Origin of the sequence: Streptomyces sp. NPDC004658 (assembly GCF_040609555.1) — a bacterium.
Classification (GTDB): Bacteria; Actinomycetota; Actinomycetes; order Streptomycetales; family Streptomycetaceae; genus Streptomyces.
Genome location: NZ_JBEXKG010000196.1, coordinates 1 through 10,681 on the forward strand (window position 1 = coordinate 1; position 10,681 = coordinate 10,681).

At 73.8% G+C, this 10,681-nt stretch carries 9 protein-coding genes; 3 read left to right on the forward strand and 6 right to left on the reverse strand.

The features are described 5' to 3' along the window. The coding region (locus ABZV94_RS36420) for a DUF6350 family protein (RefSeq protein ID WP_356348384.1) at window positions 1–1,093 on the reverse strand (1,093 nt) is incomplete at its 3' end. 96 nt (window positions 1,094–1,189) lie between these two features. Here ABZV94_RS36420 and ABZV94_RS36425 point away from each other — a divergent pair. Next, complete coding sequence (locus ABZV94_RS36425; RefSeq protein ID WP_356348398.1) at window positions 1,190–2,065, forward strand: RNA polymerase subunit sigma-70; 876 nt, start codon at window positions 1,190–1,192, stop codon at window positions 2,063–2,065. 76 nt (window positions 2,066–2,141) lie between these two features. On the opposite strand, the gene sucD is transcribed toward ABZV94_RS36425, so the two are convergent. From sucD to ABZV94_RS36440, 3 genes are all read right to left on the reverse strand, one after another. Next, the gene (gene sucD, locus ABZV94_RS36430; RefSeq protein ID WP_103817658.1) at window positions 2,142–3,026 is read right to left on the reverse strand and encodes a succinate--CoA ligase subunit alpha; all 885 of its coding nucleotides are present in this window, start codon (window positions 3,024–3,026) and stop codon (window positions 2,142–2,144) included. Window positions 3,027–3,052: 26 nt separating this feature from the next. Beyond that, entirely contained in the window at window positions 3,053–4,231 is a 1,179-nt protein-coding gene (gene sucC / locus ABZV94_RS36435; protein ID WP_031024595.1) for an ADP-forming succinate--CoA ligase subunit beta, read from the reverse strand. Window positions 4,232–4,702: 471 nt separating this feature from the next. Continuing rightward, complete coding sequence (locus ABZV94_RS36440) at window positions 4,703–5,815, reverse strand: VWA domain-containing protein (RefSeq protein WP_356348400.1); 1,113 nt, start codon at window positions 5,813–5,815, stop codon at window positions 4,703–4,705. 187 nt (window positions 5,816–6,002) lie between these two features. Between ABZV94_RS36440 and ABZV94_RS36445 the strand changes: the two genes are divergently transcribed. Next, window positions 6,003–6,254, forward strand: coding sequence for a hypothetical protein (locus ABZV94_RS36445; RefSeq protein WP_356348387.1), 252 nt, complete (start codon window positions 6,003–6,005; stop codon window positions 6,252–6,254). On the opposite strand, the gene ABZV94_RS36450 is transcribed toward ABZV94_RS36445, so the two are convergent. Continuing rightward, a complete protein-coding gene (locus ABZV94_RS36450) occupies window positions 6,235–9,009 on the reverse strand; it encodes a DUF5682 family protein (protein ID WP_356348389.1) in 2,775 nt (924 codons plus the stop codon). The genes ABZV94_RS36445 and ABZV94_RS36450 overlap by 20 nt on opposite strands. Further along, a complete protein-coding gene (locus ABZV94_RS36455) occupies window positions 9,006–10,136 on the reverse strand; it encodes an AAA family ATPase (protein ID WP_356348391.1) in 1,131 nt (376 codons plus the stop codon). The genes ABZV94_RS36450 and ABZV94_RS36455 overlap by 4 nt, the downstream gene beginning before the upstream one ends. Before the next feature lie 132 nt (window positions 10,137–10,268). On the opposite strand from ABZV94_RS36455, the gene ABZV94_RS36460 reads away from it, so the two are divergent. Continuing rightward, window positions 10,269–10,681 (forward strand): SWIM zinc finger family protein (locus ABZV94_RS36460; protein ID WP_356348393.1); only part of this gene is annotated, 413 nt, incomplete at its 3' end.

Consider the following 10,681-nt stretch of genomic DNA (forward strand, 5'->3'; position numbering starts at 1 on the left):
GGGCCCGCGCCGGACCCCCGGCCTCCGGCCGGTGCACGGCCGCCCGCGCCACGAACCACCCCGCCGTCATCCCGGCCACCGCCGGCACCAGTCCCGCCGCCCAGTTCTCCGGCGTACCGGCGCCCGGCTCCGGCACCGCGGCCAGCAGCGGGAACGGCGGCAGCAGCGGTGCCGGGTCGGAGGCGAACGGGTGGACCAGGTGTCCGGCGCCGAGGAGGAAACCGGGGCCGAGCGCGTAGGAGGCGGCCCAGACCGCCGCGTTGGGGATCAGCGCGATACCGAGCAGCAGTACGGCGAACCGTCCCGTCCAGCCCTCCGTCAGCTGGAGGAAGGAGGCCCGCGCCGGCTCGCCGTGCCACACCAGTGACACCCCGACCAGCAGCGCGCCGCCCCCGAACAGCACCGTCGTCGCGGCACCGGCGGCGCGGACGGCCGCGCCCAGCCGCGCCCACTCGTCCGTGCCGAACACCAGCCGCCGCACCGGTCCCGGCACCACCGCCAGCACGCTCAGCACCGGCTCGCGCGGACGGCCGTACGCCGACCACACCCCGGCACCGGCCGCGCCCGCCGCGACGAGCGGCAGACACACCGTCACCCATCCCCACTGCGGGCGCAGTTCCCCACCGGTGCAGTACACCGCGGCGGCGGCGCCGACCCCCAGATAGCCGAGGACCACGCCCGTCCACGCCGTGCGCGCCCGCACCGGTGGCGGTCCGTCCGGTTCGGTGGGCGCGTCGGTGGCGTCCCGCGCCGCCCGGTACAGCAGCCACAGCGGCAGGGCGAGCAGCAGCAGCGGGGTGACGCCGACGGGCAGGGGCGCGCCGGAGAGCGTGTCGGTGCGGGTCAGTTCCACGCCGTGGGCCAGCAGCCACAGGGCGGCGGCGATGTGCAGCGCGCCGTCGGGTCCGCTGTCCGGATAGGGCGAGCTGACCCACAGCATCATCACGAGCACCGCGAACGAGGCGAGGCCCAGTCCGGCCGCGACGGCACCGCTCAGCAGGCTCGCGGCGAGTCCGGGTGAGCGGTCGCGCATCCGGTGGGCCATGGGCGACAGCGAGGAGCGGCGAACGGTCGTCTGGATCACGCTCGCCATGCTCCCAACGACACGCGCTTTCCCGTCGTAACAGGCGAACCTCCGAAGTGTCGCTCAATATACGTTTATGTTCTTTTTCGTACAGAAGGGTGCATGGTGACGACACAGAGCCCCGAGCCGACGGCCCCTCAGAAGACCTCGCAGAAGGCGTGCCTGACGGCCGAACAGGCGCCCTCCCTGACCCCCGCTCAGGCCTTCGACGCGCTGTACGCCTTCTGCGCCCCCGCCCTCGTGCGCCAGACCTATCTGCTCACCGGGCGCCGCGAGCTGGCCCGCGAGTCCGTGGAGCGGGCCTTCCAGCTGGCCTGGCAGCGCTGGCCCGAGGTGGCCCGGGACCGGGACCCGGCCGGCTGGGTGCGGGCGGTCGCGTACGACTGCGCGCTCTCCCCCTGGCACCGCTTCCGCCCCCGCTACCGCTCCCCGGAACCCCCTCCGGCCGACCCGGCCGACCATGCGCTGCTGAACGCCCTGCTCGGACTGCCGGCGTCGTACCGGCGCACGCTCGTCCTGTACGACGGTGTGGGCCTCGACCTGCCGGAGACGGCCGCCGAGACGGAGGCCAGCACGCCGGCCGCCGCGAACCGGCTGATCCACGCCCGGGAGGCGGTGGCCGCGCTGCTGCCGGAGCTGGCCGATCCCGAGACGCTGCACCGCCGCATGCTCGAACTGGCCTCCAGGGAGCGGCTCCGCGCGGAGAAGTCGACGACGGTACGGACCGGCTCCGAACGCCGGAACGTCTTCTGGACCCGGGCGGCCATCGCCTTCACCGTGACGATCATCGGGGCGACGACGCTCACGCTCCGCACCGCGCCGACGCGCTACGAGGCCCCGGTCGCCCCCGCCCAGGCGGTGCAGGGCGTTCCCCCGCCGGCCGGCCTCGGCCCGCTGTCCCGGCAGGAGCAGAAACTGCGGACGAAGCTCCACCGGTCGGAGGCGAGCGGGCCGGAGCGACTGGCACCGGATCCGAGGTGAGCGGTGCCGGTCCGCAAACGCCGGTAGGCCCGCCCCGGGCGAGGGGACGGGCCTACCGGTCCGCGGAGCCGGAAGCTCAGGCGCTCAGGATCTCCCGGGCCAGCTTCGCCGTCTCGGTCGGGGTCTTGCCGACCTTGACGCCGGCGGCCTCCAGGGCCTCCTTCTTCGCCTGGGCGGTGCCGGACGAGCCGGAGACGATGGCGCCGGCGTGACCCATGGTCTTGCCCTCGGGCGCCGTGAAGCCCGCGACGTAACCGACGACCGGCTTGGTCACGTTCTCCTTGATGAACGCGGCAGCGCGCTCCTCGGCGTCGCCGCCGATCTCACCGATCATCACGATCAGGTCGGTGTCGGGGTCGTCCTGGAACGCGGCCAGGGCGTCGATGTGCGTGGTGCCGATGATCGGGTCGCCACCGATGCCGACGGCGGTGGAGAAGCCGATGTCCCGCAGCTCGTACATCATCTGGTACGTCAGCGTGCCGGACTTCGACACCAGGCCGATGCGGCCCGGCTTGGTGATGTCGCCCGGGATGATGCCGACGTTCGACTGGCCCGGGGTGATGATGCCGGGGCAGTTCGGGCCGATGATCCGGGTCTTGTTGCCCTTCTTGCCGGCGTACGCCCAGAAGGCGGCCGTGTCGTGCACGGCGATGCCCTCGGTGATCACGACGGCCAGCGGGATCTCGGCGTCGATGGCCTCGACGACCGCGTCCTTCGTGAACTTCTCCGGCACGAAGATGACGGAGACGTTCGCGCCGGTCTTCTCGATGGCCTCCTTGACGGTGCCGAAGACGGGTACCTCGGTGCCGTCGAAGTCCACGGTCTGACCCGCCTTGCGCGGGTTCACGCCGCCCACGACGTTCGTGCCGTCACCGAGCATGAGCTTGGTGTGCTTCATGCCGGTGGCGCCGGTCATGCCCTGGACGATGACCTTGCTGTCCTTGTTGAGCCAGATAGCCATGGTGGTTTGAGTCCTCGTCCTCGTGCTTACTTGGCGGCGGCCAGCTCGGCGGCCTTGTCGGCCGCGCCGTCCATGGTGTCGACGCGCTGCACCAGCGGGTGGTTGGCGTCCGTGAGGATCTTCCGGCCCAGCTCGGCGTTGTTGCCGTCGAGGCGGACGACGAGCGGCTTCTCGACCTTCTCGCCGCGGTCCTCCAGGAGCTTCAGGGCCTGCACGATGCCGTTGGCGACCTCGTCGCAGGCGGTGATGCCACCGAAGACGTTCACGAAGACGGACTTGACGTCCGGGTCGCCCAGGATGATCTCCAGGCCGTTCGCCATCACCTGGGCGGAGGCGCCACCGCCGATGTCCAGGAAGTTGGCGGGCTTGACGCCACCGTGCTTCTCACCGGCGTACGCGACGACGTCCAGGGTGCTCATGACGAGACCGGCGCCGTTGCCGATGATGCCGACCTCGCCGTCGAGCTTGACGTAGTTGAGGTTCTTCTCCTTGGCGGCGGCCTCCAGCGGGTTGGCCGCGGCCTTGTCGTGGAGCGCCTCGTACTCGGGGTGACGGAACTCGGCGTTGTCGTCGAGCGACACCTTGCCGTCGAGGGCGATGACCTCACCGGAGGCGACCTTCGCGAGCGGGTTGACCTCGACGAGGAGGGCGTCCGACTTGATGAAGGTGTCCCACAGCTTGATCAGGACGTTGACGACCTTGTCCGCGACCTCGGCCGGGAACTTGGCGGCCTCCACGATCTCGCGGGCCTTGGCCTCGTCCACACCGTCGATCGGGTCGATCGGGGTCTTGGCGACGGCCTCCGGACGGGTGGCCGCCACCTCCTCGATCTCCATGCCGCCCTCGACGGACGCGATGGACAGGAAGGTGCGGTTGGCACGGTCGAGGAGGAAGGAGACGTAGTACTCCTCGAGGATCTCCGGAGCGGTCTCGGCGATCATGACCTTGTGGACCGTGTGGCCCTTGATGTCCATGCCGAGGATGTCCGTCGCGCGGGCGACGGCCTCGTCCGGGGAGGCGGCCAGCTTGACGCCGCCGGCCTTGCCGCGACCACCGACCTTCACCTGCGCCTTGACGACGGACTTGCCGCCGAGCCGCTCGGTGATCTCGCGCGCCGCCTCAGGCGTGTCGATGACTTCACCGGCCAGCACCGGTACATCGTGCTTGGCGAAGAGGTCCCTCGCCTGGTACTCGAACAGGTCCACGCGCTTCCGTCCCTATCAGTGATCTCGCGGTTCGTTGGATGCGTGGGCGTGCCGCGAAGGGCAACGTGACGTCCGCTGTCACTAGGGAAGCGCACACGGTGTCCGAGCGCGCGGCATGTCCGTCTCGCAGGTTATCGCTGCTTGCGGGGGCCCTCTAAATCGCGGGTCACACCTGAGCGGTGATACCTGTCACATGATGCCGGATTCCCTGGCACAGCGTGCCGCCTCCGCGTGCGGTACGGGCGTTGTGCGAGGCCTCACCGGGCTGGGGTCGACCCGGTGAGACCCCCTGGCGGCCCCGGGTCGCCCCGGGGCCGGGGCGCTTGATCCCCACCCCAATGGGGACCACCCGCCCCGTTCCGTGGGGCTCCGCCCGGACGATCCGACGGCTTTCGGCCACCCGGGCCGGCCACCCCGCGGAGCTGTACGCGCCACCCACTCCGCAGACCGGGTGCCCCGTCGGGCCCGGTGTCACGCCGTCTCCGGTATCGGCAGCGGCCGTTTCTCCAGCGCGGCTGCCATCACCTCGGGGAACAGGTCGGGCGTGCAGGCGAAGGCCGGTGCGCCGAGCGCGGCCAGCGCCGCCGCGTGGTCGCGGTCGTACGCGGGCGCCCCCTCGTCCGACAGCGCGAGCAGCGCCACGAACTGCGTCCCCGACGCCTTCATCGCCGCGACCCGCTTGAGCATCTCCTGCCGGATACCGCCCTCGAAGAGGTCGCTGATCAGCACGACGACGGTCTCGGCCGGCCGGGTGATCCGCGCCTGGCAGTAGGCGAGCGCCCGGTTGATGTCCGTGCCGCCGCCCAGCTGGGTGCCGAAGAGCACGTCGACCGGGTCGTCCAGCTGGTCGGTGAGATCGACGACCGCCGTGTCGAAGACGACCAGCCGGGTGCTGAGCGACCGCATGGAGGCGAGGACCGCGCCGAACACCGACGCGTACACCACCGACGACGCCATCGACCCGGACTGGTCGATGCAGAGCACGACCTCCTTCTTCACCGACCGCGCGGCCCGCCCGTAGCCGACGAGCCGCTCCGGCACGATCGTGCGGTACTCCGGCAGATAGTGCTTGAGGTTGGCGGCGACGGTGCGGTTCCAGTCGATGTCGTGGTGGCGCGGGCGGGTGATGCGGGCACTGCGGTCCAGGGCGCCGGTGAGCGTGGCCCGGGTGCGGGTGGCGAGCCGCTTCTCCAGGTCCTCCACCACCTTGCGCACGACCGCGCGGGCCGTCTCCCGGGTCGTCTCCGGCATCGCCTTGTGCAGCGACAGCAGCGTGCCGACCAGGTGTACGTCGGCCTCCACCGCCTCCAGCATCTCCGGCTCCAGCAGCAGGGAGGCGAGACCGAGGCGGTCGATGGCGTCGCGCTGCATGACCTGGACGACGGAGGAGGGGAAGTAGCGCCGGATGTCCCCGAGCCAGCGCGCCACGGACGGCGCCGAGGCACCGAGCCCCGCCGACCGGTCCCGGCCCGTCTGCGGCTTGTCGCCCCTGCCGTAGAGCGCGGCCAGCGTGCCGTCCATCGCCGCGTCCCGCCCGGACAGCGCGTACCCGGTGCCGTCGGCCTGGTCCCCGCCGAGCACCATCCGCCACCGCCGCAGCCGCTCCCGCCCGGGATCCACGTCCCCGGCGACCCCTGGCACCGCCGCGGCGCCCGCGGCATCCGTCACCGCCGTGGCCGAGCCGTTCCTCCCGGCATCCGACGCGGCCGTGGCCGAGCCGTCCGTCGGGGGTGCTGGGAACGGCGTGGCGTGGCTGTCCCTCGTGACGGCCATGGCGGAGCTTTCGCTTGCGGCCGCCGTGGCCGAACTGCCCCGAGTAGCCGCCCTGGCCGAACCGTCTGTCGGGGCCGGCGTGGCGCTCGTGCCGAGGCTGTCCCTCGCGGCAGCCCTGGCGGCCGTGGCCCAGCTGTCCCCCGCCGCAGCCGTCACCGCCGTGGCCGAGCCGTTCCTCCCGGCATCCGACGCGGCCGTGGCCGAGCCGTCCGTCGGGGCCGTCCTGTCCCTCATGTGCCCACCCCCGTGAGGCAGTCGCCGTGCGTGGATTCGGGTGCCGTCTCGTGTATCGCCGCGCGCGTCGCGCAGGGCCGCCGGGTGTCCGCGGCGTCGAGCGCCGCGCTACGGACCCCGCTGTGCCGCGCGCCGCGCGCCACGCTCACGCCGTGCGGCGAGCCGTGCGCCGTGTCGGGCGCCGTGTCGTGGCCGGCGTCCAGACCGAGCAGCAGCCGCAGCACCGGGAGCACGGCGTCGGCACGCCCGGTGTCCGGTTCTGCGGCGAAACCGGGGATCGCGGCTCCCTGGGCCGTGTCCCCACCGGACCGGCCTCCGGGGCCGCGCCGGACCAGTTCGCCGAGGGTTCTGCGCACCCCCGGCTCGTACGCCGCGAAGGTGCGCCGCAGCAGCGGCAGTACGTCCGTGAAGGCGTCCGCGGGAACCCCGGTCAGCCAGGTGTCCAGCAGGGTCAGCAGCCGCTCGTCGTGCACGAGCAGCAGCCCGCTCCCCCCACCGGCGAAGCCTTCCACCCAGGCGGCGGCAGCGGCGGGAGGCGTGCCCGGCGACAACGCGAGCCCCATCAGCCGGGCCGCTTCCTCCGGCGCCAGTGCCCCGTCGTCCAGCAACAGCCGCACGGCCCGGCCCCGGATGACACCGGGCACGGTGTCCCGCAGGGACACCACCCGCAGCACGGCCCGCCAACGCTCCCGCAGCCCACCGTCTCCGGCAGACGCACCGGCGTCCACCACGCCCCGCGCGGCGGACGCACGGGCCTCCTTGCCGCCCGTCCCCGCAGTCGCGCTTGCGCTCCCCTCGGCCGCTCCCGCTGCCGGACCGGCGCCCTCCCCGGCCACGGCGTCAGGCCCATGAGCGTCCTCGCCGGCCGCCTCCGCAGGCCCCCCGGTGACTTCCCCTGCTCCTCCCCCAGTCGCGCCGCCGCCGTGCCCGCCGCTTCCCGGGACCGCACCGGCGAGGCTTTCCGTCAGCAGTCCTACCGCCGTGTGCACGGCGTCCACGTGGCCGCGCATCTCCTCCGCCGCGTCGGCGTCGAGCGCGACGCAGGCCGGGGGCAGGCCGACGAAGACGCGTTCGGCGAGGCCTGCCGCGACCTCGGCCAGCGCGCCGGTGTCGGTGCCGCGCACGTCGCCGTAGCGCAGGGAGCGGACCAGGGCGGGCAGGGCCTGGGCGAGGTGGCCGACGTCGGTGTCCAGGGCCGCCCGGTCGGCGAGCACCCGCATGACCACGGGCAGCGCGTCCGGCAGCCCCGCCAGCAGGCACTGCTCGGCGAGCGCGGTGACGTCGGCGAGGGCTTGCGCGGCTGTCGCGTCCGCCTCCGCTTTGGCCCGTGCCGCCGCGTGGACGGTCGTCCCCCACACGCCCGCCTCGGCGACCCGCACCGACAGCTCCGGCTCCCAGCGCAGCCGCCACGTCTCCCGGAACGTGCCCGTGCTCCCCCGGGACCGGGCGGGCTCGCCCCAGCCGACGCCGAGCAGCCGCAGCCGGTGCAGCAGCCTGCTGCGGCCGGCGTCGGTGTCCCCGCGCAGATCCAGTTCCAGCTCGCGCTCCAGCGCCTCCGGCTTCAGCCGCAGCGTCCGCTGCTGCCGGGCCAGGTCGCGCTGCAACGGCACCGCGGGCGCCGACTCCGGGACCTCGCCCAGGACGTCCCCGACCACCAGCCGGTCGTGCACCAGCGCCAGCGGCACGTCCGAGCCGTCGCACAGCACCGCGCGCACCGCGTCGGTCGTCTCGCCCAGGCCCGGCAGCGGACGGCCCCGCAGCGCGGCCAGGGTCCCGGCCAGCCGTACGGCCTCGATGACGTGCGCGGAGGACACGATCCGGTCCTCCTCGCGCAGCAGCCCGGCCACCTTGGTCAACCACCGCTCGACCGGCCGGTCGGGCGCCTGGAAGAGATGCGCGTACCAGCCGGGCGACTCGATGCCGGCGCCGTAGCCGCCGGACCGGGCGAGCCTGCGATGCGTCCACGGCACCCAGGTCAGGTCGGTCCTGATCCTGGGCAGGCCCTTGAGCAGTGCCCGGTCGGCGGTGACCGTCGTCCTCTCCCGCAGCGCGGGCACGTGCCAGGCCCCGCAGACCACCGCCACGGCGTCCCCGAACTCCTTGCGCGCGTCCCGCAGCCGGAGCCGCATGTGTGCCTCGCGGACGAGGTCCCGGGGGTGTCCGCCGGCGCCGTACCGCTCGCGCAGCGCTCCCATGGCCTCCGCCACCGCCGCGAACGGCGCGAAGGGGTCACGGGCACCCGGCCCCCGGTGCTCGACGACGTCCTCCCACCAGCGCTCCGGGTCGTCGTACCCGGCCGTCTCGGCGAGAACGGCGAGGGGGTCGACGCGGACCTGGTCACCGTGCCCGGAGTCGGTTACCGGCCCGGGCTCACCGGCGCCGTCCCCGTCGTCGGCGCCGGACCCGCCCTCTTCCTTCCGCCACGCCAGCGTGTGCGTGGCCGGCAGGTCGATGAAGCGGGCCGGGACGCCCTGCTCCAGGGCCCACCGCAGGGCCACCCACTCGGGGCTGAACTCGGCGAACGGCCAGAAGGCCGAGCGGCCGGGCTCGTCCACGGCGTGCGCGAGCAGCGCGACCGGGGGCCGCAGGCCCGGGTCGGCGGCCAGCGGGATCAGGGCGTCGGCCTCGGGCGGGCCCTCGATCAGCACGGCGGCGGGCCGGGCGGCGTCCAGCGCCGCCCGCACCGCGCGCGCGGATCCGGGCCCGTGGTGCCGTACGCCGAGCAGCAGCGGCCCGCAGGCGTGGGCCGTGCTCCCGCCGGTGCCGGTCATGCGCTCACCTCGCGGCAGGCGCGGTAGAAGTCGGTCCAGCCCTCGCGCTCGCGGACGACCGTCTCCAGGTACTCCTGCCAGACGACCCGGTCGGCCGCCGGGTCCCGGACGACGGCGCCGAGGATGCCGGCGGCGACGTCTCCCGGCCGCAGCACGCCGTCGCCGAAGTGGGCGGCGAGCGCGAGGCCGTTCGTGACGACGGAGATCGCCTCGGCCGTGGACAGCGTGCCGCTGGGCGACTTCAGCTTCGTCCGCCCGTCGGCGGTGATGCCGTCGCGCAGCTCGCGGAAGACGGTGACGACCCGGTGGATCTCCTCGATGCCGTCGGGCGCGGCCGGCAGGTCGAGGGAGCGGCCGAGCTGCTCGACCCGGCGGGTGACGATGTCGACCTCGGCGTCGGCGCTCTCCGGCAGCGGGAGCACCACGGTGTTGAAGCGGCGGCGCAGGGCGCTGGAGAGGTCGTTGACGCCGCGGTCGCGGTCGTTGGCGGTGGCGATGAGGTTGAAGCCGCGGACCGCCTGGACCTCTTCGCCCAGCTCGGGGATGGGCAGGGTCTTCTCGGACAGGATCGTGATGAGCGTGTCCTGCACGTCGGCCGGGATGCGGGTCAGCTCCTCCACCCGGGCCGTCATGCCCTCGGCCATGGCCCGCATGACGGGGCTGGGCACGAGCGCGTTCCGGCTCGGGCCGTGGGCGAGGAGCTGCGCGTAGTTCCAGCCGTACCGGATCGCCTCCTCCGGGGTGCCGGCCGTGCCCTGCACCAGCAGCGTCGAGTCACCGCTCACGGCGGCGGCCAGGTGTTCCGACACCCACGTCTTGGCGGTGCCGGGCACGCCGAGCAGGAGCAGGGCGCGGTCGGTGGCGAGCGTGGTGACGGCGACCTCGACGATGCGGCGGGGGCCCACGTACTTGGGTGTGATCACCGTGCCGTCCGGCAGGGTGCCGCCGAGCAGGTACGTCGCCACCGCCCACGGCGACAGCTTCCAGCGGGCCGGGCGCGGGCGGTCGTCCTGGGCGGCGAGCGCGGCGAGTTCGGCCGCGAAGGCGTGCTCGGCGTGCGGTCGCAGCGCCTGCGCGGTCTCGTCGCGGTCGGGTGCGGCGGTCGTCGGTTCCACGGACACAGACATGGCTGAGGCCCCCTCCAGCTCGGCCGGTTCGGATCTGGCATCCACCGTGCACCACGCCACTGACAATCGCTCTGACCAGCACAGACGTGCTCGCCGGGCCGATTGTCAGTGGCGGGACCTACCGTCGGAGACATGACTGAGCAGGGGGTGCGCTGGACTGCGGACCAGGTGCTGGGACTGGCTCCTGACGCCGCGTCACGCAAGGCGGGGAGCAAACTCGGGACGGCCGGGCCCTGGTCCGGGACGGGCAGCGGAGAGGGGGCGGTGTGGGGGCTGTGCAAGGGCAGCGGCAGCAGGCCGTACCAGACGGTGGTGGACCTGGCCGACGCCGCCGGGCCGGCGTACAAGTGCAGTTGTCCGAGCCGTAAGTTCCCGTGCAAGCACGCGCTCGGACTGCTCCTGCTGTGGGCGGGCGACGACGGCGCGGTACCGGCCGCCGCGCCGCCGCCGGAGTGGGCCGGGCAGTGGCTCACGGGCCGGCGCGGACGCGCCGAGACCAAGCGGGAGCAGGCGCAGGGGGGTTCGGCCGCCGGGCCCGCCGTTCC

Bases quoted from the DNA above. Each gene is read 5' to 3' on its own strand.
- sucD (WP_103817658.1), bottom strand. From the start codon at position 3,026: ATGGCTATCTGGCTCAACAAGGACAGCAAGGTCATCGTCCAGGGCATG.
- ABZV94_RS36440 (WP_356348400.1), bottom strand. From the start codon at position 5,815: ATGGTGCTCGGCGGGGACCAGGCCGACGGCACCGGGTACGCGCTGTCC.
- ABZV94_RS36445 (WP_356348387.1), top strand. From the start codon at position 6,003: ATGGCGGAGCTTTCGCTTGCGGCCGCCGTGGCCGAACTGCCCCGAGTA.
- ABZV94_RS36450 (WP_356348389.1), bottom strand. From the start codon at position 9,009: ATGACCGGCACCGGCGGGAGCACGGCCCACGCCTGCGGGCCGCTGCTG.
- ABZV94_RS36455 (WP_356348391.1), bottom strand. From the start codon at position 10,136: ATGTCTGTGTCCGTGGAACCGACGACCGCCGCACCCGACCGCGACGAG.